The organism is Streptomyces sp. NPDC088387 (assembly GCF_044753385.1).
Classification (GTDB): domain Bacteria; phylum Actinomycetota; class Actinomycetes; order Streptomycetales; family Streptomycetaceae; genus Streptomyces.
In genome coordinates, this window is sequence record NZ_JBIVNC010000012.1 from 1 (window position 1) to 23,999 (window position 23,999).

Annotated in this window: 23 protein-coding genes; 19 read left to right on the forward strand and 4 right to left on the reverse strand. The window is 69.2% G+C overall.

Translation table 11 applies throughout. The features are described 5' to 3' along the window. Positions 1-191: 191 nt before the first annotated feature. Complete coding sequence (locus tag ACIQAC_RS28595) at positions 192-362, reverse strand: hypothetical protein (RefSeq protein ID WP_402195720.1); 171 nt, start codon at positions 360-362, stop codon at positions 192-194. Between the two features lie 1,386 nt (positions 363-1,748). On the opposite strand from ACIQAC_RS28595, the gene ACIQAC_RS28600 reads away from it, so the two are divergent. The 7 genes from ACIQAC_RS28600 (at position 1,749) to ACIQAC_RS28630 (ending at position 9,622) form a co-directional block, all read left to right on the forward strand. Then, complete coding sequence (locus ACIQAC_RS28600) at positions 1,749-2,747, forward strand: ABC transporter permease (protein WP_402195722.1); 999 nt, start codon at positions 1,749-1,751, stop codon at positions 2,745-2,747. A gap of 37 nt (positions 2,748-2,784) precedes the next feature. Further along, on the forward strand, positions 2,785-4,554 hold the full coding sequence (locus ACIQAC_RS28605; RefSeq protein WP_402195724.1) for an ABC transporter substrate-binding protein: 1,770 nt from the start codon (positions 2,785-2,787) through the stop codon (positions 4,552-4,554). Positions 4,555-4,623: 69 nt separating this feature from the next. Beyond that, entirely contained in the window at positions 4,624-5,631 is a 1,008-nt protein-coding gene (locus ACIQAC_RS28610; protein WP_402195725.1) for an ABC transporter permease, read from the forward strand. Then, positions 5,628-6,722, forward strand: a complete 1,095-nt coding sequence (locus ACIQAC_RS28615; RefSeq protein ID WP_402195727.1) for an ABC transporter ATP-binding protein — start codon at positions 5,628-5,630, stop codon at positions 6,720-6,722. Before ACIQAC_RS28610 ends, ACIQAC_RS28615 begins: the two co-directional genes overlap by 4 nt. Further along, complete coding sequence (locus ACIQAC_RS28620; protein ID WP_402195728.1) at positions 6,719-7,987, forward strand: ABC transporter ATP-binding protein; 1,269 nt, start codon at positions 6,719-6,721, stop codon at positions 7,985-7,987. Before ACIQAC_RS28615 ends, ACIQAC_RS28620 begins: the two co-directional genes overlap by 4 nt. A gap of 68 nt (positions 7,988-8,055) precedes the next feature. Further along, positions 8,056-8,733, forward strand: coding sequence for a trimeric intracellular cation channel family protein (locus tag ACIQAC_RS28625; protein ID WP_402195731.1), 678 nt, complete (start codon positions 8,056-8,058; stop codon positions 8,731-8,733). A 25-nt stretch (positions 8,734-8,758) separates the two neighbouring features. Then, the gene (locus ACIQAC_RS28630; RefSeq protein ID WP_402195732.1) at positions 8,759-9,622 is read left to right on the forward strand and encodes a thioesterase family protein; all 864 of its coding nucleotides are present in this window, start codon (positions 8,759-8,761) and stop codon (positions 9,620-9,622) included. Between the two features lie 11 nt (positions 9,623-9,633). Here ACIQAC_RS28630 and ACIQAC_RS28635 read toward each other — a convergent pair whose 3' ends face one another. Further along, positions 9,634-10,269, reverse strand: a complete 636-nt coding sequence (locus ACIQAC_RS28635; RefSeq protein ID WP_402195735.1) for a TetR family transcriptional regulator — start codon at positions 10,267-10,269, stop codon at positions 9,634-9,636. A 101-nt stretch (positions 10,270-10,370) separates the two neighbouring features. On the opposite strand from ACIQAC_RS28635, the gene ACIQAC_RS28640 reads away from it, so the two are divergent. From ACIQAC_RS28640 to ACIQAC_RS28650, 3 genes are all read left to right on the forward strand, one after another. After that, positions 10,371-10,532 carry a hypothetical protein gene (locus ACIQAC_RS28640; protein ID WP_402195737.1) on the forward strand — a complete coding sequence of 54 codons (162 nt, stop codon included), beginning with the start codon at positions 10,371-10,373 and terminating at the stop codon, positions 10,530-10,532. Positions 10,533-10,570: 38 nt separating this feature from the next. Beyond that, positions 10,571-10,849 carry a DUF4190 domain-containing protein gene (locus ACIQAC_RS28645; RefSeq protein WP_402195739.1) on the forward strand — a complete coding sequence of 93 codons (279 nt, stop codon included), beginning with the start codon at positions 10,571-10,573 and terminating at the stop codon, positions 10,847-10,849. Positions 10,850-10,937: 88 nt separating this feature from the next. Then, a complete protein-coding gene (locus ACIQAC_RS28650) occupies positions 10,938-12,107 on the forward strand; it encodes a cysteine desulfurase family protein (RefSeq protein ID WP_402195742.1) in 1,170 nt (389 codons plus the stop codon). Between the two features lie 282 nt (positions 12,108-12,389). Here ACIQAC_RS28650 and ACIQAC_RS28655 read toward each other — a convergent pair whose 3' ends face one another. After that, entirely contained in the window at positions 12,390-13,076 is a 687-nt protein-coding gene (locus tag ACIQAC_RS28655) for an N-acetylmuramoyl-L-alanine amidase (protein ID WP_402195745.1), read from the reverse strand. A gap of 60 nt (positions 13,077-13,136) precedes the next feature. Here ACIQAC_RS28655 and mnmA point away from each other — a divergent pair, with 60 nt between their 5' ends. Continuing rightward, on the forward strand, positions 13,137-14,267 hold the full coding sequence (mnmA, locus tag ACIQAC_RS28660; protein ID WP_402195747.1) for a tRNA 2-thiouridine(34) synthase MnmA: 1,131 nt from the start codon (positions 13,137-13,139) through the stop codon (positions 14,265-14,267). A gap of 40 nt (positions 14,268-14,307) precedes the next feature. On the opposite strand, the gene ACIQAC_RS28665 is transcribed toward mnmA, so the two are convergent. After that, positions 14,308-14,631, reverse strand: coding sequence for a DUF427 domain-containing protein (locus ACIQAC_RS28665; protein ID WP_402195750.1), 324 nt, complete (start codon positions 14,629-14,631; stop codon positions 14,308-14,310). 51 nt (positions 14,632-14,682) lie between these two features. Here ACIQAC_RS28665 and ACIQAC_RS28670 point away from each other — a divergent pair, with 51 nt between their 5' ends. The 8 genes from ACIQAC_RS28670 to ACIQAC_RS28705 all read left to right on the forward strand — a co-directional run bounded on the left by ACIQAC_RS28670 (position 14,683) and on the right by ACIQAC_RS28705 (position 23,992). Continuing rightward, the gene (locus tag ACIQAC_RS28670; protein WP_402195751.1) at positions 14,683-15,222 is read left to right on the forward strand and encodes a TIGR00730 family Rossman fold protein; all 540 of its coding nucleotides are present in this window, start codon (positions 14,683-14,685) and stop codon (positions 15,220-15,222) included. A 17-nt stretch (positions 15,223-15,239) separates the two neighbouring features. Then, complete coding sequence (locus ACIQAC_RS28675; RefSeq protein WP_402195754.1) at positions 15,240-15,938, forward strand: SDR family oxidoreductase; 699 nt, start codon at positions 15,240-15,242, stop codon at positions 15,936-15,938. Between the two features lie 127 nt (positions 15,939-16,065). Further along, positions 16,066-17,073, forward strand: a complete 1,008-nt coding sequence (locus ACIQAC_RS28680) for a methionine synthase (RefSeq protein WP_402195756.1) — start codon at positions 16,066-16,068, stop codon at positions 17,071-17,073. A gap of 15 nt (positions 17,074-17,088) precedes the next feature. Further along, positions 17,089-19,284, forward strand: coding sequence for an NAD-dependent DNA ligase LigA (gene ligA / locus ACIQAC_RS28685; RefSeq protein ID WP_402195758.1), 2,196 nt, complete (start codon positions 17,089-17,091; stop codon positions 19,282-19,284). A 258-nt stretch (positions 19,285-19,542) separates the two neighbouring features. After that, positions 19,543-21,765 (forward strand): putative bifunctional diguanylate cyclase/phosphodiesterase, encoded by a 2,223-nt coding sequence (locus ACIQAC_RS28690; RefSeq protein ID WP_402195760.1) that lies wholly within the window; start codon positions 19,543-19,545, stop codon positions 21,763-21,765. A 192-nt stretch (positions 21,766-21,957) separates the two neighbouring features. Beyond that, a complete protein-coding gene (gene gatC, locus ACIQAC_RS28695) occupies positions 21,958-22,254 on the forward strand; it encodes an Asp-tRNA(Asn)/Glu-tRNA(Gln) amidotransferase subunit GatC (protein WP_004925108.1) in 297 nt (98 codons plus the stop codon). Positions 22,255-22,259: 5 nt separating this feature from the next. After that, on the forward strand, positions 22,260-23,753 hold the full coding sequence (gatA, locus tag ACIQAC_RS28700) for an Asp-tRNA(Asn)/Glu-tRNA(Gln) amidotransferase subunit GatA (RefSeq protein WP_402195763.1): 1,494 nt from the start codon (positions 22,260-22,262) through the stop codon (positions 23,751-23,753). Positions 23,754-23,758: 5 nt separating this feature from the next. Next, positions 23,759-23,992, forward strand: a complete 234-nt coding sequence (locus ACIQAC_RS28705) for a hypothetical protein (RefSeq protein WP_402196221.1) — start codon at positions 23,759-23,761, stop codon at positions 23,990-23,992. Positions 23,993-23,999: the final 7 nt, after the last annotated feature.

The following is a 23,999-nucleotide window of genomic DNA, read 5'->3' on the forward strand; positions in this document are numbered from 1 at the left end:
ACCCCAAGCCCTACCTCTGGACCAAGACCGCAGACGAGATCCTTGAACGCCTCGCCTCTTATCTGAACAGAATTCCCGACTCAGAAGACTAGGGCGTGTTTCGAAAGTCCCGTCGTCCGTCCGGAGGGCGGGCCGAGCGGCGTCCGGTGCTCCCCCACTGCTCACGGTGACCTCGGCCAGAGTGGTCCAGCTCAACCACTCTTCACGCGGGCGGTGGCGGTCAGGGACGCCGGGCTTGTCTTCCCCCTGGCGACCATGTCGGGTTCTGTCTTCGCTTCCAGGCCGGCGACGGCGGTGGTGGGTTTCAGCGAGCCGGTCACGGTCGCCTCGACCGTGGTGATGAGGGCCGAACCGGCCGTCACCCGCCGCGGTGTGCCGGAGTACTGCCTGGTCGAGCCATGGGTCAGTGCGGGCCCCCTCGGTGGCCCCACTCCAGGTGCCGGATGACTTACCGGGAGGGCAGGCATGCGCCGCGACGGTGTCGGCTGGTGCTGCTGCCGCCTGCTCGGCGGCCGTGGGAGGGGTCGCCAGCACTCCGGCCGACATGATCACATCGATCATTTGCATTCGCATGTGTTCCATGCCTCGGTGCTTATTCGGCGTGATAAATCTGCTCGGTCACCTGGAAAACGGCTGCACTGGGCGTGCAAGCGAGTTTATTCAAACCGCTCTGGATTTCACTCAGTGGTGGCGCTGAACCGATGTTTGGTCGGGTTTACCGGCTTGGGTGTGCAGCCGTTCGTGCTTTTGATCTGGCATTCCGCCCAGTGCTGGGACGGCGTGCTGCCGGTCAGAACCCACATGGTAGAGCCCGGGACTTGCGCGCAGTTCCACGCTCGCCGTTACTTGTAGACGCCGAAGCGGTGAGTCCGGACTATCGGCCGGGCGTAACCGTGCTTCTTGGGTCGAAGACCAGCACATTGGTGACGCTCACGCCCATGCTTGCGGCGTTCGTCAGCTCGTAGCCGGCCTGGCCGATTCCTCAGCGAGGCTGCCTCCGACCTTCGCCTTCCAGGTCGAGGACTGCGAGGTGATCGTCTCGAGAGTGATCCGGAGACGGGAATTGTAGGTGGCGCCCGACAGCTTCTTCACCGTGTAGTAGGTGAAGGTGCGGCGGCCGGGGACCGCTTTTTCTTCGTTGCAAATTGAGGTATTCTTCCGATTCTCTGTTTCCTCGCTTTCCGGTTATCTGGAATGCGTTGACGAGAGGGAACTTGTCAGGCCGCGCTGGGATGGTAAAAACCTCTCGCGAACGACATTTCATCCCTCCTCGAATATACCTAAAGTTCGCAAAATTTAACTGTCAGAGGAGGTGTCGATGTGTCCAAATTGTCCGTTTCGGAACGGATGGGAGTGGAGGGGATAGGGTGCGGGGTGGTGTGGCTGTGACGTCTGTCACGCGGTGCGGGGTGTATCAAAGCTGTTTGCTGTTACCTGAGCCGGCAACGACCAGGTCGCGAGGGGTGAGACACCGAAAGTCGTGAAGGCGTGATCGGATAACGGAATGTCTGGCACTGCATCACGGTTGCGCATACTTTCCCGGGCAGCCCTGGCGGGTGATCGCGGAGACGTTGAAGACTCCCGACGCGGGTGTCGGGTGTCGCGCACAGGCGAAAGCTGGCAAGTCGCGCAAGTCGCCGGAGCGCGGGCCACGTATCCGTGGCCGGCACCAGCCAGTAAATCGAACCAAATCCGCTCACAGCGGCAGGCGTAGGCCGGTCACCACCGGCGAGAGGGGTCAGGTCACTGTGACCGCACCGATCGAGACCACCGGGGCGCAAGCCGAGGCACGGCCGGAGGCTGTACTCGTCGGCGTCGGCAAGGGGCAGATCGAGGGTCGTTCCCTGGGGCAGATCGCCTGGTCGCGATTTAAGAAGGACAAGGTTGCCGTCGCCGGCGGGGTCATCGTGATCCTGCTGATCCTCCTCGCGGTCCTCTCCCGGCCCATCCAGGCCCTCTTCGGCCTCGACCCCAACGCGCTCCACCAGGATCTGATCGACCCCAACACCTCTCTGCCCAAGGGCGGCTGGGGCGGCATGAGCTGGGACCACCCGCTCGGTGTGGAGCCCAAGTTCGGTCGTGACATCGCCACCCGCATCCTGGAAGGCTCCTGGGTCTCGCTGGTCGTCGCCTTCGGCGCCACGATCCTGTCCAACACGATCGGTGCGATTCTCGGCGTCGTGGCCGGCTACTACGGCGGCCGCGTCGACACGATCATCAGCCGGCTGATGGATACCTTCCTGGCGTTCCCCCTCCTGCTGTTCGCGATCGCCATCTCGGCGACGTTGCAAGGCGGTGCCTTCGGGCTGGAGGGCCTGCCGCTGCACATCTCCGTGCTGATCTTCGTCATCGGCTTCTTCAACTGGCCCTATCTGGGCCGTATCGTGCGAGGCCAGACGCTGGCACTGCGCGAGCGGGAGTTCGTCGACGCCTCGCGTGGCATGGGGGCCAAGGGCCCGTACATCCTCTTCCGGGAGCTGCTGCCGAACCTCGTCGGCCCGATCATCGTGTACTCGACGCTGCTCATCCCGACTAACATCCTCTTCGAGGCGTCCCTGAGCTTCCTCGGCGTCGGCATTCAGCCCCCGCAGGCGTCCTGGGGCGGCATGATCAACCAGGCGGTCGACTACTACCAGGTAGATCCCCAGTACATGATCGTTCCTGGTCTCGCCATCTTCGTGACCGTCCTGGCATTCAATCTGCTCGGTGACGGTCTCCGTGACGCTCTCGACCCGCGCAGCCGCTGACCCGCGGCCGCGACGAGAGCCCCAAAGATTTCCGACAATGGAGGGGAAGCAGACCATCATGCGAAGGTCAGCGCTGGCCGCGGTCGCGGCCATCGGCAGTGTGAGCTTGCTGCTTTCGGCTTGCAGCAAGGCCGATGACAACAACGAAAACGAAACCAAGTCGGCTGGGGCCAACGCAGCGACCAAGGGTGTCGTCAACGCCTCCACCCAGAAGGGCGGGACGGTCACTTACGAGTACGCCGACGTCCCGGACTCCTTCGACCCCGGCAACACGTACTACGCGTACATGTACAACCTCAGCCGGCTCTACGCCCGCCCGCTGATGACCTTCAAGCCCGGCGCGGGCGAGGAGGGCAACGAACTCGTCCCGGACCTCGCGGCGAGCAAGGGTGTGCCGAGCGACGGCGGCAAGACCTGGACGTATAAGCTGCGTTCGGGCCTGAAGTACCAGGACGGCACGGCGATCACCTCGAAGGACGTCAAGTACGCCGTCGAGCGCTCCAACTTCGCGCGCGACGTGCTGTCCCTCGGCCCGAACTACTTCCAGCAGTTCCTTGAGGGCGGCGACAAGTACAAGGGCCCCTACAAGGACAAGAGCGCCGAGGGCCTGAGTTCGATCGAGACGCCGGACGACACGACGGTGGTCTTCCACCTCAACCGTGCCTTCCAGGAGTTCGACTACCTGGTCGCGACGCCGCAGACGGCGCCGGTCCCGAAGGCCAAGGACACCGGCATCGACTACGTCAAGAACATCGTGTCGTCGGGTTCGTACAAGTTCGAGAGCTACGACGAGGGCAAGCAGGCCGTCCTCGTCCGCAATGAGAACTGGGACGCCTCGACGGACCCGCTGCGCAAGCAGTACCCAGACAAGATCGTTGTCAAGCTCAAGGTCAACGCCGAGACGATCGACCAGGACGTCCAGGCGGGTACCGCGATCGACCTCGGCGGTACCGGTGTCCAGGCCGCGACGCAAGCGAAGGTCGTCAACGACGCCTCGCTGAAGGCCAACACGGACAATACCTACGGTGGCCGCCTGGTCTACATGGCGATCAACACCCAGGTCGCGCCATTCGACAAGGTCGAGTGCCGCAAGGCCGTTGAGTACGCCATCGACAAGGTCTCTGTGCAGACCGCCGAGGGCGGTCCGATCCGCGGTGACGTCGCGACCACTGTCCTTCCGCCAGACATCCCGGGCTACCAGAAGGCCGACGTCTACGCCACCGAGGGCAACAAGGGCGATACCGCGAAGGCCAAGGAGCAGCTGCAGGCCTGCGGCGAGTCGAGCATCACCACCAACATCTCGGCCCGCAGTGACCGTCCGCAGGAGATCGACGCGGCCACCGCGATCATCGCCTCGCTGAAGAAGGTCGGCATCAACGCCAGCCTGAAGCAGTACCCGTCGGGCAAGTACTTCACCGACTACGCGGGTGTGCCGAGCTTCGACAAGAAGCAGAACATCGGTCTGCACATGATGCAGTGGGGTTCCGACTGGCCGTCCGGCTACGGCTTCCTCCAGCAGATCCTGCACGGTGACGCGATCGGCGCTTCCGGCAACACCAACCTCTCGTACCTTGACGACAAGGAGATCAACGAGAAGCTGGAGCAGGCCATCGGCACCGAGAGCCCCACGGAGCGCAACGCTCTGTACGCACAGATCGACAAGCGTGCGATGGACCTGGCAGCACTCGTTCCGCTGACCTACTTCAAGGTCCTGCTGTACCGGCCGGCCAACTTCACCAACCTGGTGTCCACGGCGGCATTCAGCGGTCAGTACGACTACCTCAACATCGGCACGACTAAGAAGTAGCCCCGGAAGGCAGGTGAAGGCATTGGTGCCCGCGGGCCGTGAGGCCGGCGGGCACCAGCGCCGATCCCCGTGATCTCGTACATCCTCCGTCGGACGTTCGCGGCAGTGATCCTGCTGTTGGTCGTCACCGCGGTCACCTTCGCGATTTTCTTTCTGCTTCCGCGGTTGGCGGGCCAGTCCGCCGACCAGCTCGCGCAGCAGTACATCGGAAAGAGTCCGACGAAGGCGGACATTGCCGCGGTCAAGCAGAACCTGGGTCTCGACCAGCCGCTCTACCTCCAGTACTGGCACTTCATCAAGGGGATCGTGGCCGGCGCCACCTATGACTTGGGCCCCACCACGACGCACTGCAGCGCGCCGTGCTTCGGCTACTCCTTCAAGAACCACGTCGAGGTGTGGCCGCAGCTCACCTCGCGCATTCCGGTGACTCTCTCGCTGGCCGTCGGCGCTGCCGTGATGTGGCTGGTGTCCGGTGTGCTGATCGGCGTGGTCTCCGCACTCAGGCCCCGAAGCTTCTTCGACCGTGCCTTCATGGGCGTTGCGCTCGCCGGTGTCTCGCTGCCCATGTTCTTCACGGGTCAGCTCGCGCTGTTCCTCTTCACCTTTCAGTGGCCGATCTTCGGACGCACCTACGTACCCTTCACCGAGAACCCTGCCCAATGGGCGAACACGCTATTCCCGGCATGGTGTTCGCTCGCGCTGCTGTACTCCGCCATCTATGCCAGGCTCACCCGCTCAGGCATGCTGGAGACGATGAACGAGGACTTCATCCGCACGGCCCGTGCCAAGGGCCTGCGCGAGCGCAGGGTCGTCACCCGGCACGGACTGCGGGCCGCGCTCACTCCGATCATCACGATCTTCGGCATGGACCTCGGCCTGCTGCTCGGCGGCGCGGTGATCACCGAGACTGTGTTCTCGCTGCCAGGCATCGGCCAGTACGCGGTGCAGGGAATCACCGACAACGACCTGCCCCCGATTCTGGGCGTCACCCTGCTCGCCGCGCTGTTCGTCGTTGTCGCAAATCTTCTGGTGGACCTGCTGTATGCCGCCGCCGACCCGCGGGTGAGGCTCTCGTGACCGAACTTTCCAAGACTGGCGCTGCCCTGGGCGAGCCCTCGCCAGGGAACGCTCCCGACGACGCCTTCCTGGCGGTCCGTGACCTCAAGGTGCACTTCCCCACCGATGACGGTCTGGTCAAGTCCGTCGACGGGCTCACCTTCCAGGTGGAGAAGGGCAAGACGCTCTGCATCGTGGGTGAGTCCGGCTCCGGCAAGTCTGTCACCTCCCTGGCGATCATGGGTCTGCACCGGCTCGGCGCGCGCGGCAAGAACGTACAGATGTCCGGCGAGATCTGGCTCGGCGGCAAGGAACTGGTCTCCGCCGACCCGGACGACGTGCGCCGGTTGCGCGGTCGCGAGATGGCGATGATCTTCCAGGATCCGCTGTCCGCGATGCACCCGTACTACACGATCGGCAACCAGATCGTGGAGGCGTACCGGGTCCACCACGACGTCAGCAAGAAGGCCGCCCGCACCCGTGCCATCGAGATGCTCGACCGAGTGGGTATCCCCGAGCCGGCCAAGCGCGTGGACGGTTACCCGCACGAGTTCTCCGGCGGTATGCGTCAGCGCGCGATGATCGCCATGGCGCTCGTCAACAACCCCGAACTCCTCATCGCGGACGAGCCGACGACCGCTCTCGACGTGACCGTCCAGGCGCAGATTCTCGACCTCATCCGGGATCTGCAGAAGGAGTTCGGCTCCGCGGTCGTCCTCATCACACACGATCTCGGCGTGGTCGCCGAGATCGCCGACGACGTCCTGGTGATGTACGGCGGCCGGTGTGTGGAGCGGGGCAGCGTCGACGATGTCTTCGAGCGACCGCAGCACCCGTACACCTGGGGTCTGCTCGGCTCGATGCCCCGCATCGACCGCGAGACCTCCGACAGGCTCATCCCAGTCAAGGGCCAGCCGCCGAGCCTCATCAACGTCCCCTCGGGCTGTGCCTTTCACCCGCGCTGCCCGTACGCGGACATCCCCAAGGGCGATGTCACCCGTACCGTGCGCCCGGAGCTCCAGCCGGTCGGCAGCGGACACTTCTCCGCCTGTCACCTCTCGCCGGAGGACCGCACGCGGATCTGGACCGAAGAGATTGCGCCGAAGCTGTGAGTGAGACGAAGAAACCGGACGAGGCCGCGACTCGGGCAACCGCGACCGTGGAGCGTGAGGTGCTGCTCAAGGTCGAGGGCCTGAAGAAGCACTTCCCGATCCGCAAGGGCGTGCTCCAGAGGCAGGTCGGCGCGGTCAAGGCGGTCGACGGCATCGACTTCGAGGTACGCAAGGGCGAGACCCTCGGAGTCGTCGGTGAGTCGGGTTGCGGCAAGTCGACGATGGGCCGGGTCATCACCCGGCTCCAGGACCCGACCAGCGGCTTGATCCACTTCGACGGCAAGGACATCACGCGGCTGAGTACGGCCGGGATGCGCCCGATGCGGCGGGACATCCAGATGATCTTCCAGGACCCGTACGGCTCGCTGAACCCACGGCACACCATCGGCGGCATCGTCTCGGCGCCGTTCCGGCTCCAGGGCGTCGAGCCCGAGGGCGGGGTCAAGAGGGAGGTCCAGCGGCTCCTGGAGCTGGTGGGTCTGAGCCCCGAGCACTACAACCGCTACCCGCACGAGTTCTCCGGCGGTCAGCGCCAGCGCATCGGCATTGCGCGCGCGCTCGCGCTGAAGCCGAAGCTGGTCGTGGCGGACGAGCCGGTCTCCGCTCTCGACGTGTCGATCCAGGCGCAGGTCGTGAATCTGATGGACGACCTCCAGGAGGAGCTCGGCCTCACCTATGTGATCATCGCGCACGACCTCTCTGTCGTCCGGCACGTCTCGGACCGCATCGCGGTGATGTACCTCGGCAAGATCGTCGAACTCGCAGACCGCACTTCGCTGTACGAGTCACCGATGCATCCGTACACCAAGGCCCTGATGTCGGCAGTGCCGGTCCCGGACCCCAAGCGCCGGGGTGCCAAGAGCGAGCGCATCCTCCTCCGCGGCGACGTGCCCTCGCCGATCGCGCCGCCGAGCGGCTGCCGCTTCCACACCCGGTGCTGGAAGGCGACGCAGATCTGCACCACCCAGGAGCCGCCGCTGATCGAGCTGCGTCCCGGGCAGCAGGTGGCGTGCCACCACCCGGAGAACTTCGCCGACCAGGCGCCGCAGGACACCGTGCTGCTGACCGTGGCGAAGGAGGCGGCCGAGCTGGTCGCCGACAAGGTCCTCGCGGAGTCCGCGGAGACCAGCGCGGCGGTCGCGAAGGCGGTGGCCTCCGGCGACACGTCCGCCGAGCAGGCCGCGGACGTGTCCAAGGACGAGCCCGCGAAGGTGTCCGAGGAGAAGCCCGCCGAGGCTCCTGCCAAGGAGTCCGACGGCAAGTAAGCAGTGCCCCGGCGAGCCCCCGCCTTGCGAATCAAGGCGGGGGCTCGCTGCTGGGTGAGAATGTCGGGGTGCTCCAGCAACTGTTCACCCCATCCGTCCAGCACACGCTCGACCTGGTCGGCATCTTCGTCTTCGCCATCTCCGGCGCGCTGCTGGCGGTCCGCAAGAACTTCGACGTCTTCGGCATCGCCGTCCTCGCCGAGGTCACCGCACTGGGCGGCGGGCTGTTCCGGGACGTGGTGATCGGCGCGGTACCGCCGGCCGCCTTCACGGACCTGGGCTACTTCCTCACCCCGCTCGTCGCGGCCCTGCTCGTCTTCTTCCTGCACCCGCAGGTGGAGCGCATCCAGGCCGGGGTGAACGTGTTCGACGCGGCGGGCCTCGGCCTGTTCTGCGTGGCGGGCACCACCAAGGCCTACGAGTACGGACTGGGCCTGCACGCCTCCGCGGCCCTGGGCCTGGCCACGGCGGTCGGCGGCGGTGTGCTGCGGGACGTCCTCGCCAACGAGGTCCCCTCGCTGCTGCGCTGGGACCGCGACCTCTACGCCGTCCCGGCGATCGTCGGCTCCGTCATGGTCGTCCTGTGCATCGAGTACGACGTCCTGTCCCCGCTGACCAGCGGACTCGCGGCGGTCACGGCCTTCGCGCTGCGGCTGCTCGCGATGCGCTACCACTGGCGGGCGCCGCGCGCCTGGAACCGCCGTTCGACGGTCCGCGAGGAAGAACCACAAAAAGCTACCGCTTAGTATCTTGCTGTTGTACGGTACCGGCATGGCTCAGGCATTCCAGGCGACCGTCGGTGACAGCGAGTTCGACCGCGACAGCGCCGTCACCCGGCGCGACGCGGGCGTCTACGACATCGAGTTCTCCGCCGACTGGACGATCTTCGGTGCTGTCAACGGCGGTTATCTGCTGGCCGTCCTCGGCCGCGCCCTCGCGGACGCCCTGCCGCACTCCGATCCGTTCACGATCTCCGCGCACTACCTGACGGCCACCCTGCCCGGCCCGGCGGTGGTCCGCACCGAGGTGGTCCGTACCGGCCGCACCCTCTCCACCGGCCAGGCCTCGCTCTTCCAGTACGACGAGCAGGGCACCGAGATCGAGCGGATGCGGGTCCTCGCCTCCTACGGCGACCTCGCCGCCCTCCCCGACGACGTGCACACCACGGCGGTACCGCCGGACATGCCGCCGATCGACCAGTGCTTCGGGCGGCAGGACGCGCCCCCGCCGGCCCCCGGCGCCCGGCCCGTCTCCGACCCGCCGGCGATCGCCGAGCGGCTGATGATCAAGCTCGACCCGGCGACGCTCGGCTGGGCGCTCGGACAGCCGTCGGGCAAGGGCGAGATGCGCGCCTGGTTCGGCCTGGCCGACGGCCGTGACCCCGACCCGTTCTCCCTGCTCCTCGCCGTGGACGCCCTCCCGCCGACCGCCTTCGAACTCGGCGTCAAGGGCTGGGTCCCCACGGTCGAGCTGACCGTCCACGTACGCGCCCTTCCGGCGCCGGGCCCGGTCCGCGTCTCGATCACCACACGCAACCTGGCCGGCGGTTATCTGGAGGAGGACGCCGAGGTCTGGGACAGCGCGGACCGACTGGTCGCGCAGTCACGGCAGTTGGCACGCGTACGGCTGGGCTGACGCCCGCCGGATCAATCCCTCCAGTGTGTGCGGCCCAGGCTGATCAGCCGGAGCTGGTCGGCCGCCGTGCGGCTCAGCCGGCGGCGCTCCTCCTCGCCCGCCGCACCCGCCTCCACCGCTTCCAGGAAGCGTGAGGCCGTGATCAGCATCTGGTCGACGTAGACGCCGGCCAGCATCCGCAGCTCGTCCTCGGACCATCCGGCCGACTCCGGGTCCTGGGCCAGCTGCTCCCGCACCTCCTCGGTGAAACGGGCGAGTTGGTCGCGGATCGCCGTACGCACCCGCTGCACACCCCCGTGCTGCTCACGCGCGATGAACCGGACGTGCGCGGGGTGGGCCGCGACATGCCGCTCGATCAACTCGACGGCACGGGTGATGCGTTGGTCACTGTCCTCGGTGCCGCCGACCGCCGCCCGGATCAGCGGATGCAGACTGCCGAGCGCCTCGTCGACCAGCGCGACGCCCAGATCCGCGGTGCAGCGGAAGTGGCGGTAGAACGCGGTCGGGGCGACCCCCACGGCACGGGTGACCTCGCGCAGCCCCAGGCTGCTCAGGCTCTGCTCCGCCAGCAGCTCCAACGCCGCGTCCAGGAGCGCCTGCCGGGTCTTCTGCTTCTGGGCCTGCCGGACGCCGAGGGTGTGACTCATGCCATGCAGTTAACAACTGTTCTCCGTAATCGCCAAGCCCTCAGCGCGCTAGACTGAGGAGTCAGTGAACAAGTGTTACCGCTGGAGGGGGATGCGATCCCATGTTGTTCCTCGTCGCCGCACTGCTCCTGTTCGGCCTGGTCATGGGCACCGTCGCCCATGCACCGCTCACCTTCACCCTCGTCGCCGCCACCGTGATCGGCGTCTGGCTCGGCGTCTTCGCGCTGCGCGAGCGGCACGGCCGCCGCGCGTCGACGCACTGAACCGGCCGTTCGCCACGCACCCCGTCGGGAGTCATGTCATGCAGCTCACCGCACCGACCAACACCGCCACCGGCCGCCGTCCCCTCGTCCGTGACGCCGACGGCATGGCCGTGGCCTCCTTCATCCTGGGCCTGCTGGGCCTGCTCGTCCTCAACGTCGTCCTGGGCCCGACGGCCATCGTGCTCGCCGCGGTCTCCCTCTGGCGCGGCACCGGGCGCCGGGGGCGCGCCCTCCTCGGCATGGGCCTGGGCGTCGCCGACCTGCTGGTGCTCGCCGCCTTCATGCAGGCGGACAACACGATCTCCTGGAGTTTCTAGGCCCGTTGCCCGGACGCCGTCGGTGTTCGGTCATACCGGCGTCCCCGTGGCGAAGGTCCGTACCCCGCGGCCGTAGAATCGGCACACCATGGCTTATCTCGACCACGCCGCGACCACGCCGATGCTCCCGGAGGCGGCAGAGGCCCTCACCGCCCAGCTGGGCATCACGGGCAACGCCTCCTCCCTCCACGCAGCCGGCCGTGCCGCTCGCCGCACCGTCGAGGAGGCCCGGGAGGCCCTCGCGGAAGCGCTCGGCGCACGGCCCAGCGAGGTCGTCCTCACCTCCGGCGGCACCGAGGCGGACAATCTCGCCGTCAAGGGCCTGTACTGGGCCCGGCGCGACGCGGACCCGGCCCGCACCCGGGTACTCGCCAGCCCCGTCGAGCACCACGCCGTCCTCGACGCCGTGCACTGGCTCGGCGAACACGAGGGCGCGACCGTCGAGTACCTGCCCGTCGACGCGTACGGCCGCGTCCACCCCGACGCCCTGCGCGAGGCCATCGCCCGCGACCCGCACGACGTGGCCCTCGCCACCGTGATGTGGGCCAACAACGAGATCGGCACGATCATGCCGGTCCGTGAACTCGCCGACGTCGCAGCCGAGTTCGGCGTCCCGCTGCACTCCGACGCCGTCCAGGCCTTCGGCCAGGTCCCGGTCTCCTTCGCCGAGTCCGGCCTCGCCGCGATGACCGTCTCTGGGCACAAGATCGGTGGGCCCTACGGCATCGGGGCGCTGCTCCTCGGCCGGGAGTACACGCCGGTGCCCGTGCTGCACGGGGGTGGCCAGGAGCGCCATGTCCGCTCCGGCACGCTGGACGTCCCCGCCATCGCGTCCTTCGCGGTCGCGGGGCGGTTGGCGGCGGGGCAGCGCGAGTGGTTCGCGCGGGAGATCGGTATGTTGCGGGACCAGTTGGTCGCCGCGGTGCGGGCGGCTGTGCCGGACGCGATTCTGGGGGGTGACCCGGAGCCGGGTGGGCGTCTTCCGGCCAACGCCCACTTCACCTTCCCGGGGTGCGAGGGGGATTCTCTGCTGCTGCTCCTCGACGCGCAGGGAATCGAGTGCTCTACGGGCTCCGCGTGCACCGCGGGGGTTGCTCAGCCGAGTCATGTCCTGCTCGCCACGGGCACGGATCCGGACCTGGCCCGGGGGACGCTCCGTTTCTCCCTCGGCCACACGTCGACCGAGGCGGACGTGGACGCGGTGGCCAAGGCGATCGGCCCGGCGGTCGAACGAGCGCGGGCGGCGGGCCTGACCTAGCCAACGGTCCGCGCAGTTCCCCGCGCCCCTGAGGGGGTTGTTTTTCGGGTGCGGCCCGGCGGGGGCTGTTCGCGCAGTTCCCCGCGCCCCTGAAAGGGTTGTTTTTCGGGTGCGGTGCCGTCGTGGCTGGTCGCGCAGTTCCCCGCGCCCCTAGGGGGGCGCGGGGCTCCGGCGCCTTCTCAGTGGCGGTGCTGCAACCCCCTAGGGGCGCGGGGAACTGCGCGACCAGCCCCCACCGGGCCGCGGTCGGGCGACGACCCCTTCAACGCGCCCCACCGGGCGTCAGGTCGCTGCTTCCGACGTGTTGGGGGAGGGCGCTGTCGCCGCCTGGCGGACCAGGGTCAGGTAGCGGTCCCAGTCCCAATGAGGGCCCGGGTCAGTGTGATCCGTCCCCGGCACCTCCACGTGCCCGATGATGTGCTCCCGGTCCACCGGAATCCCGTACCGCGCACATATCCCCGCCGTCAGCCGCGCAGACGCCTCGTACATCGCGTCCGTGAAGTCCTCGGGCCGGTCCACGAACCCGGCATGCTCGATACCGACACTGCGCTCGTTGTACTCCCGGTTACCCGCGTGGTACGCCACATCCAGCTCGCGGATCATCTGCGTGATGTGACCGTCGTCGCGCACTATGTAGTGCGACGCGGCCCCGTGCCCCGGATCCTGGAACACCTTCACCGCACTGTCGAAACTGCCCTGCGTGACATGGATGATCACCATGTCCACCGAGAAGTCGTCGGGCCGATCCGCCCGCCGCCAGTTCGCCGAGGACGCCGCGATCCACCGCGCCCCCCGGTAGTCCACGGCACCCGCCACCCGCGGTTTCTCCACACCGGGCACCTGCCACCACATCCGCGACAGCGGATCGCGCGCCAGCACCGCACCCGTGCCGACGGCCGCCGCGACGCCCCCGATGATCAGTGAACGCCGGCCGATCCGTCCGCCGGCCCTCCCCTTCGACTGCTCCATGAGATCCACAACGGATACTCGCGAGCTCTGGTTCCCGCGTCCCCTTACCCTGGAAGGGCTATGACTGACACCCCGCAGCCCTTCCGCCCCCTTCGCGTCCTCGCCGCCATGTCCGGAGGCGTCGACTCCGCCGTCGCCGCCGCCCGCGCCGCCGAGGCGGGCCACGACGTGACCGGCGTCCATCTCGCCCTCTCCGCGAACCCGCAGTCCTTCCGCACGGGCGCGCGGGGCTGTTGCACGATCGAGGACTCCCGCGACGCCCGCCGCGCGGCGGACGTCATCGGCATCCCGTTCTACGTGTGGGACCTCGCCGACCGGTTCCGCGAGGACGTCGTCGAGGACTTCGTCGCCGAGTACGAGGCGGGCCGTACGCCCAACCCGTGTCTGCGCTGCAACGAGAAGATCAAGTTCGCCGCCCTGCTGGACAAGGCCCTGGCGCTCGGCTTCGACGCCGTCTGCACCGGCCACTACGCCCAGGTGATCCGCACCGCCGACGGCGGCCGCGAACTGCACCGCGCGTCCGACATGGCCAAGGACCAGTCGTACGTCCTCGGTGTCCTCGACGACCAGCAGCTCGCGCACGCGATGTTCCCGCTCGGCGACACCCTCACCACCAAGGACGAGATCCGCGCGGAGGCCGAGCGGCGCGGCCTCGCGGTCGCCAAGAAGCCCGACTCGCACGACATCTGCTTCATCGCGGACGGCGACACCCAGGGCTTCCTGGCCAACCGCCTCGGCCGCGCGGAGGGCGACATCGTCGACGAGGCGGGCAACCGCCTCGGCTCCCACGAGGGCGCCTACGGCTTCACGATCGGCCAGCGCAAGGGCCTGCGGATCGGCACCCCCGCCCCGGACGGCAAGCCGCGCTACGTGCTGGACATCTCCCCGGTCGACAACACCGTCACCGTCGGCCCGGCCGACGCCCTGGACGTCTCCGCGCTGACCGCGCTCAAGCCCCGCTGGTGCGGCACGGCCCCGTCCGGACCCGGCACCTACACGGCCCAGCTGCGCGCCCACGGCGGCGAGACCCAGGTCGCGGCCGAGCTCGTCGACGGCGAACTGCGGGTGCGCTTCACCGAGCCGGTCCGCGGCGTGGCCCCCGGCCAGGCGATCGTGCTGTACGACGGCACGCGCGTGGTCGGTTCGGCGACGATCGCCTCGACCACGCGCGCGACACCGGCGACGGTCTAGGGCAGGCCCTGGACCGGTTCCGCCTCAGACCGGTTCCGCCTCAGACCAGTTCCACCTCGTAGAAGCAGAGGTGGTCCTTGATCCGGGCCACGTCGGCGTTCGGGTCGGGGTAGCCCCAGACGAGGTCGGGGGCGTCGGGCAGGGACCAGTAGGACGCCGTGCCCTTGAACGGGCAGAACGTGTGGGTGTCGGAGGGGGCGAGAAGGTCGAGGCGCACGTCCTCGGCCGGGATGTAGTACCGCGCGGGACAGCCGGTCTCGTGGAGCACGAGGGCCTTGGAGCTGTCGGCCAGCACCTGGCCGTCCCGGACCGCCCGCACTCGCTGTGTGCTCTGCTCGATGGTGATCGTGTGTCCTTGGCTCATGGAGGGAAAAGCACTCGCGGAGCCCCCGTTCTTCCCGCGTACCGTGGCGCCATGAACATCTGTGTCTTCCTCTCCGCCGCCGACCTCGACGACCGCTACACCCGCCCCGCGCGGGAGTTCGGCGAGCTGATGGGCAAGGGCGGGCACACGCTCGTGTGGGGCGGCTCCGCGCAGGGCCTGATGAACGTGGTCGCGGACGGCGTACGGGAGGGCGGCGGCCGCCTGGTGGGCGTCTCCGTGGAGTTCCTCGCCGACCGGGCGCGCACCGACGCGGACGAGATGGTGATTGCACGCGACCTCGCCGAACGCAAGAAGCTGCTCCTGGAGAAGTCCGACGCCGTGGTGATCATGGTGGGCGGCACCGGCACCCTCGACGAGGCCACGGAGATCCTGGAACTGAAGAAGCACGGCCACACCGACAAGCCGGTGGTCCTGCTCAACACGGCCGGTTTCTACGACGGCCTCAAGCAGCAGTTCCGGCGGATGGAGGACGAGGGCTTCCTGCCGGTCCCGCTCACCGGCCTGGTCCTGTTCGCCGAGGAGCCGGTCGGCGCCCTGGCCTACCTGGAGGAGAGCCGGGGCATCGTCTGATCCGGCCTGATGCGAGCATGGCGGGCATGGCTACACATGTGATCACCGGGGCCGGTTCCGGCATCGGCGCGGCCGTCGCCCGCCGTCTGCACGCGCGCGGTGACGAACTCGTCCTGCACGCGCGCGACGCGGGCCGCGCCAAGGAGCTGGCCGCCGATTTCCCCGGCGCCCGCACCCTCGTGGGGGACCTCGCGGAACCCTCCCGGCTCAGCTGGGCCCTGTCCCACCAGACGCTTCCCGAGCACGTGGACTCCCTGCTGCACATCGCCGGCGTCGTCGACCTCGGCCCGGTCGGCGAGCTGACCCCGAAGAGCTGGCAGCACCAGCTCGCCGTGAACCTCGTGGCCCCCGCCGAGCTGACCCGCCTCTTCCTGCCCCAGCTGCGCACCGCCCGCGGCCAGGTCCTGTTCGTGAACTCCGGCGCCGGCCTCAACGCCCACGCCGACTGGTCCGCGTACGCCGCCTCCAAGCACGGCCTCAAGGCCCTCGCCGACTCCCTGCGGTACGAGGAGCACCCCCACGGCGTCCGCGTGACCTCGGTCTTCCCCGGCCGCACGGCAAGCCCCATGCAGGTCAAGGTCCACCAGCAGGAGGGCAGGGAGTACGACCCGTCGAAGTGGATCGACCCCGAGTCGGTGGCGACGACGATCGTGACGGCCCTGGACCTCCCGAGAGACGCGGAAATCACGAACGTGACGGTCCGCCCCAGCAGCTGACAGGCCCGCCGGCGCCCTCCCAGTCCGTCCGGCGCTTGAGGACGAGGTCGTCCAGGCCAAAGGGGGGCCCGGGGCCGCAGCTCCCGGAGGACGCCGACCACCCACAACGGTTACGTAGGCTGCGGGGGTGAGCAACACAACCCCCTGGCAAACCGGCGGAGCCACCGGCATCGGTTCGATGCCCGGCGGCGACGCAAGAGAAGCCGCCAAGACAGTCACCGGCACCTTCGACGCCTTCCCGTACCTCGCGGAGCTGCCGGCCCGAGGCCCCGGCGCGGACATGATCGGCCGTACCGCCGGCCTGCTCGTCGAGGTCTACGCGCGCGTGGAGCCCAGCGGCTGGCGGATCGGCGACCGGCCGGGCCGGGACAGCAAACGGGCCCGTTCCTGGCTGGGCGAGGACCTGGACGCGCTGGAGGAGTTCACCCAGGACTACGAGGGGCCGGTCAAGGTCCAGGCGGTCGGCCCGTGGACGCTCGCCTCCACGCTGGAGCTGAGGAACGGCCAGTCCGCCCTCTCCGACCGCGGCGCCTGCCGCGACCTCGCCGCCTCGCTCGCCGAGGGGCTGCGGCAGCACCTCGACGAGGTCCGCCGCCGGATCCCGGGCGCGACGCCGGTGCTCCAGCTCGACGAGCCGGGCATCACGGCCGTACTGCGCGGAGAGGTCCGTACGGCGAGCGGTTACCGCACCCACCGGGCCGTGGACCGGCAGACCGTCGAGGCCACCCTCCGGGACGTCGTCGGGGTTCACGGGGACGGGCCGGTCGTGGTGCACTCGTGCGCACCGGACGTGCCGTTCGCCCTGCTGCGCCGGGCCGGTGCCACGGCCGTCTCCTTCGACTTCGCACTGCTCACCGAACGTGACGACGAGGCGATCGGGGAGGCGGTGGAGGCCGGCACCCGGCTGTTCGCCGGTGTCGTGCCGGGTACGGACGGCCCGTTGTCGGACCCTGCCGGTAGCGTCATGGGTGTCAGGACGTTGTGGCGCAGGTTGGGGCTGCATCCGGGGCTTCTCGCGGAGGCGGTCACCATCACGCCGTCGTGCGGACTCGCGGGCGCCTCCCCGGAGTACGCGCGGCAGGCTCTCGCCCACTGCGTCCGGGCGGCGAGATCCCTCGCGGACAACCCTGAGTAACGGGAGGACCATACGGTGGCCGGCGACAAGCAAGCGGATTCCACAGCGGTGCCCGCCGAGGCCCGGGAGAGCCATGCCCGGCTCGCCGAGCAGGTCGAGGAGCACCGCTTCCGGTACTACGTGAACGACGCGCCGGTGGTGAGCGACGCGGAGTTCGACCGCCTCCTGCGCACCCTGGAGGAGCTGGAGGGCGAGTATCCGGAGCTGCGCACCCCGGACTCGCCCACACAGAAGGTCTCCGGTTCGTACGAGACGGAGTTCACGGCCGTCGAGCACCGCTCGCGCATGCTCTCCCTCGACAACACCTTCAACGACGAGGAGCTGGGCGCCTGGTTCGACCGTATCGGCCGGGAGCTGGGCGAGCAGGAGTACCACTTCCTGTGCGAGCTCAAGGTCGACGGCCTCGCGGTCAACCTCACCTACGAGCACGGCCGGCTCACCCGCGCGGCGACCCGCGGCGACGGCCGCACCGGCGAGGACATCACCTCCAACGTCCGTACGATCGCCGAGATCCCGGACCGGCTGACCGGTGACAAGGTCCCCGACCTGGTCGAGATCCGCGGCGAGGTCTACTTCCCGATGGAGGAGTTCCAGGCGCTCAACGCCCGTCTTGTCGAGGCCGGCGACAAGCCGTTCGCCAACCCGCGCAACGCGGCGGCCGGTTCACTGCGCCAGAAGGACCCGCGGGTCACCGCGACCCGCCCACTGCACATGGTGGTGCACGGCATCGGAGCCCTGGAGGGCTTCACCGGCCTGACCCGGCTCTCCGAGGCGTACGACCTGCTGAAGACCTGGGGCCTGCCCACCTCCCCGCACAACCGGGTGGTGGACGACCTCGACGGCGCCCGCGAGTTCCTCGCGTACTACGGCGAGAACCGGCACTCGGTGGAGCACGAGATCGACGGTGTCGTCGTGAAGCTCGACGAGATCCGCCTCCAGGGCCGGCTCGGCTCCACGGCCCGCGCGCCCCGCTGGGCGATCGCGTACAAGTACGCGCCGGAGGAGGTCAACACCAAGCTGATCAACATCCGCGTGGGTGTGGGCCGCACCGGCCGCGTCACGCCGTACGCCCAGGTCGAGCCGGTCACGGTGGCCGGCTCGGAGGTCGAGTTCGCCACGCTGCACAACCAGGAGGTCGTCAAGGCCAAGGGCGTGCTGATCGGCGACACGGTGGTGCTGCGCAAGGCCGGTGACGTGATCCCGGAGATCCTCGGCCCGGTCGCCGACCTGCGCGACGGCACCGAGCGCGAGTTCGTGATGCCCGCCGAGTGCCCCGAGTGCGGCACACCGCTCAGGCCGATGAAGGAGGGCGACATCGACCTGCGCTGCCCCAACGCCCGCGCCTGCCCGGCCCAGTTGCGCGAGCGCCTGTTCTACCTCGGGGGCCGCAGGGCGCTGGACATCGAGCAGTTCGGCTATGTCACCGCGACAGCCCTCACCAGGCCGCTGGAGCCCGCCGAGCCGCCGCTGACCGACGAGGGTGACCTGTTCGGCCTCACGATCGAGCAGCTGCTGCCCATCAAGGCGTACGTCCTCGACCAGAACAGCGGGCTGCCCAAGCGGGACCCGAAGACCGGCGAGGAGAAGATCGTCACGGTCTTCGCCAACCAGCAGGGCGAGGCCAAGAAGAACGCGCTCGCGATGCTGGAGAACATCGCCGCCGCCAAGGAGCGCCCGCTCGCGCGCGTCCTGACGGGGCTGTCGATCCGCCACGTCGGACCGGTCGCCGCCGAGGCGCTGGCAAGGGCGTTCGGCTCGATCGACCGCATCGAGCAGGCGACCGAGGAGGAGCTGTCCGACACGGACGGCGTCGGCGCCATCATCGCGGCCTCCCTCAAGGAGTGGTTCGCCGAGGAGTGGCACCAGGAGATCCTGCGCAAGTGGAAGGCCGCGGGCGTCCGGCTGGAGGAGGAGCGCTCCACGGAGGACGAGGGCCCCCGCCCGCTGGAGGGCCTCACCCTCGTGGTGACCGGCACCCTGGAGAACTTCACCCGCGACGGCGCCAAGGAAGAACTTCAGCGGCGTGGAGCAAAGGTGACCGGTTCGGTTTCCAAGAAGACGGCGTTCGTCGTCGTGGGGGACAATCCGGGCTCGAAGTACGACAAGGCGATGCAGCTGAAGGTGCCCGTTCTGAACGAGGACGGCTTCAAGGTCCTGCTCGAACAGGGTCCCGAGGCCGCGTCCGAGGCCGCGCTTCCGGTCGAGGAGTAGCGGTTGAAGGCCACCCGTACGGCGCATATCAGATGCATACGGGTGGCCGGGGCGCATTCGGGCAACCGTCGACGACCGCTGCCCGTGGAAGCCTTCCGCGGCCTACTGTTGAGGTGTGCACCTGCCGTGCCCAGCTGCGGTCGGGGCATTCCCGTGCTGTTCAGGAGCAGGGGAAGCGTTTTCCGACGCGGTGCCGTTGATGGACGAGTGGCATCGGGCCGCGTGGCGTGGGCACCGCCGGCTGTGAGAGGGACGGGAATGGAACCGACCGAGAGCGCCGCCCCGGAGTCACGGCTGCGCCGAGTGGCCGGCGCCTGGCGAGGGGGCCTCACCGCGTGGCGGGGGGCCGGGGCACCGGGGAGCGAGCCGGGGCGGACCGGCGCGCCGGTCACCGTACCGCTCGGCCCTGTGCACTCCCACACGCTGGCGGACGACGACAGCGACGGCGAACGGCAGTTGTCCTGGCCCGCGCTGCCCGCGGCGGTCGTGTGCTCGGCCGCCTTTCTCCTCGGCGCCGGCTTCTACCGCGCGTTCACCGGCAACCACGCGCTCTTCCCGTCCGGCGCGGTCGGCTGGTCGCTGGCCGTGCTCACCGGGCTCATCGTGGGCCACCTGGTGATGCTCGGCCGGGCCCGCTGGGGCGGCGGCACCGGCTCGGGCGCCGCCCTCACCCTCGCCGTCCTGCTGCTGTACGGCTGGGTGCCGGCCGGCATGGTCAGCCTCACCACCGTCGTCCTGGTCGGGATAGCCAGGCGCCACCGCTGGCGGCAGGGTGTCCTGCACGGCGCGGTGGACATCCTCGGCATCGGCTCCGCCGCCCTGCTGCTGGCCGCCTTCGGCCGCGTCCCCACGGTGGAGCGCCCCTGGCTCCCCGAGACCTGGACCGTCTACACCGCCACCGAGGTCGTCCTCGTGGCCCTCGCCTATCTCGTCGTCACCCGGGCGCTGTTGTGGTATTTGCACGCCCCCCGCTCCGGCGGACTGCCCACGGTCGCCCGCAGCACCCTCGTCCGGCACGGTCTGGTCGCCGTGGCCCTGCTCGGCATCGCTCCGCTGATCTGTGTGATCGCCGTCGCCAAGCCGATCCTGCTGCCGCTGTTCGCGATCCCGCTCATCGCCCTCGACTCCACTCTCTGGATGGCCCGCGCCCGCGCCGAGGAACAACTGCGCGACCCGCTCACCGGACTGCCCAACCGCCAGTGGCTCCTTGAGCGCATCTGGACCGCGCTGGACGACGCCGACCGCATCGGCGCCCGCGCCGCCCTGATGCTGATCGACCTCGACCGCTTCCGCTCGGTCAACGACACCCTCGGCCATCTCGCCGGTGACCGGCTGCTGCTCCAGACCGCCGACCGGCTGCGCGTCGCACTGCCCCGGGGTGCGGAGGCCGCGCGGCTCGGCGGCGACGAGTTCGCCGTGTTACTGCCGGTCGCCGACTCCACGACGTCCGCGACCCGAATCGCCCGCGGCATCGTCGCCGCCCTCAGTTCCCCGCTCGACCTGGACGGACTCACCCTGGTCCTGGAGGCCAGCGCCGGCGTCGCCGTCTTCCCGGACCACGCCCTCGACGCCGAGGGCCTGCTGCGCCGCGCGGACGTCGCCATGTACCAGGCCAAGCGGGACCGTACGGGTGTGGAGGTGTACGAGTCCAAGCGGGACTCCAACACCCCGGACCGCCTCGGCCTGCTGGCCGACCTGCGCCGCGCCCTGGACGCGCACGAGGTCGAACTGCACTACCAGCCGAAGGTCCGCTTCGACGGACAGGTGGCCGGCCTGGAGGCGCTGGTGCGCTGGGCGCACCCGGAGCGCGGGAAGGTGCCGCCGGACGAGTTCATCGCGATCGCCGAGTCCTCCGGCCTGATGCCCCACCTCACCGAGTACGTGCTGGACACCGCGCTCGCCCAGGTCGCCCGGTGGCGCGCACAGGGACTGTTCGTGCCGGTCGCGGTGAACGTCTCACCGCGCGACGTGCACACCCCCGGCTTCGCGGGCTCCGTCGCCGCGCGGCTGGCCCGGCACGGAGTTCCCGCGGGAGCGCTCCAACTGGAGATCACCGAGCATGTGCTCCTGGAGGATCCGCAGCGCGCCGCGGACACCCTCGCCGGGCTGACTGGGCACGGGGTGAAGATGTCGCTCGACGACTTCGGTACGGGGTACTCGTCGCTGGTGCATCTGCGGCGGCTGCCGGTGAGCGAGCTGAAGATCGACCGGTCCTTCGTGGCGCGGCTGGCCATCGACAACGAGGACGCGGAGATCGTGCGGTGCACGGTCGATCTCGCGCACTCGCTGGGGCTGCTGGTGGTCGCCGAGGGGGTGGAGGACGACGAGACGTGGGAGCGGTTGCGGGATCTGGGGTGTGACGCGGTGCAGGGGTGGCTGGTCGCCGCCGCGATGCCCTCCGGGGAGATGACGGCGTGGTTGCGGGCCAGGGGTTCTCGTGGCTGGCAGAGGCCGAAGGCCGCCTTGCCGGCTGCCGACTAGCTTTCCGGGGTTCGTTCTCGGGTGCGGCGCCGTCGGGGTTGTTCGCGCAGTTCCCCGCGCCCCTGGGGGATACGGGCCGTCCTCGTGGCGCCGAAGGGCTCTCGGTCGTCGGGGACATCCGTTTAACGGTCGTGGGGCTCTGGCCCATAGGATTGGGCCAAAACAAACACTCTCACCCCAGAGGATCGCTGCATGCCTGGCATCACGCGCGAGGAGGTCGCCCACCTCGCACGGCTGGCGCGTCTGGAGCTGAAGCCCGAAGAACTCGACCACTTCGCCGGCCAGCTGGACGACATCATCGGCGCGGTCGCCCGCGTCAGTGAGGTCGCCGACCAAGACGTACCGCCGACCTCGCACCCGCTGCCGCTGACGAACGTCATGCGGCCGGACGAGGTCCGTCCGTCGCTCACCCCCGAGCAGGCGCTGTCCGGCGCCCCGGCCCAGGAGCAGCAGCGTTTCAAGGTGCCGCAGATCCTGGGGGAGGAGTAATCCGCATGACGGACATCATCAAGCTCACCGCCGCCGAGATCGCCGGGAGGATCGCCTCCGGCGAGCTCACGGCCGTCGAGGTCACCGAGGCCCACCTGGCCCGTATCGAGTCCGTCGACGAGAAGGTGCACGCCTTCCTGCACGTGGACCGCGAGGGCGCCCTCGCCCAGGCCCGTGCCGTCGACGAGAAGCGCGCCCGGGGCGAGCGGCTCGGCCCGCTGGCCGGTGTGCCGCTCGCGTTGAAGGACATCTTCACCACCGAGGGCATCCCGACGACCGTCGGCTCCAAGATCCTCGAAGGCTGGATCCCGCCGTACGACGCGACGGTCACCAAGCGGCTCAAGGCCGCCGACGTGGTCATCCTCGGCAAGACCAACATGGACGAGTTCGCCATGGGGTCCTCCACCGAGAACAGCGCCTACGGCCACACCGGCAACCCCTGGGACCTCACCCGGATCCCCGGCGGCTCCGGCGGCGGCTCCAGTGCCGCCCTCGCGGCCTACGAGGCCCCGCTCGCCATCGGCACCGACACCGGCGGCTCCATCCGCCAGCCGGCCTCCGTGACCGGCACGGTCGGCGTGAAGCCGACCTACGGGGCGGTCTCCCGGTACGGCATGGTCGCCTTCTCCTCCTCCCTCGACCAGGGCGGCCCCTGCGCCCGTACGGTCCTGGACGCGGCCCTGCTGCACGAGGCGATCGCCGGGCACGACCCGCTGGACTCGACGTCGATCGACGCGCCCGTCCCGCCGGTCGTCGAGGCCGCCCGCAACGGCAGTGTCGCCGGGATGCGCGTCGGCGTCGTCAAGCAGTTCCGCGGCGAGGGCTACCAGGCCGGCGTCATCCAGCGGTTCGACGAGTCCGTCGCGCTGCTCAAGGAGCTGGGCGCCGACATCGTGGAGCTGGACTGCCCGTCGTTCGACCTGGCGCTGTCGGCGTACTACCTGATCGCCCCGTCCGAGTGTTCGAGCAACCTCGCCCGCTTCGACGGTCTGCGCTACGGCCGCCGTACCGGCGACGACGGTTCGCACTCCGCCGAGGCGGTCACCTCGATCACCCGCGAGGCCGGCTTCGGCCCCGAGGTCAAGCGCCGCATCATGCTCGGCACCTACGCCCTGTCGAGCGGCTACTACGACGCGTACTACGGCAGCGCCCAGAAGGTCCGTACGCTCATCACGCGCGACTTCGAGAAGGCGTTCGAGCAGGTCGACGTGATCGTGTCGCCGACCACGCCGACCACCGCGTTCCCGATCGGCGAGCGGGCGGACGACCCGATGGCGATGTACCTCGCCGATCTGTGCACCATCCCGACCAACCTCGCGGGCAACGCGGCCATGTCGCTGCCCTGCGGTCTCGCCCCGGAGGACAACCTCCCGGTGGGCCTGCAAATCATCGCGCCCGCGCTGAAGGACGACCGCCTTTACAAGGTCGGCGCCGCCGTTGAGGCCGCCTTCGTGGAAAGGTGGGGTCACCCGCTGCTTGAGGAGGCTCCGTCGCTGTGAGTGCCATGGCAAAGAAGGCCAAGAACTTCAAGAAGTCGAAGACCGGGCTCTACGTGTCGCTCGGCAGCACCGCCGTCGGTGCGCTCAGTGTCGCCAAGCAGGCCAAGCTCGCCCGCCAGGACGGCGACTTCCTGCGCCTCGTCGACGCCGCCGTGTCCGCCGCCGCCATCGTCACCGGCCTCGCCATTCTCTACCGCGAGCTGAAGCGGCTGGGCGACGACGACGTCCTGCTGGGCTGAGAGGGAA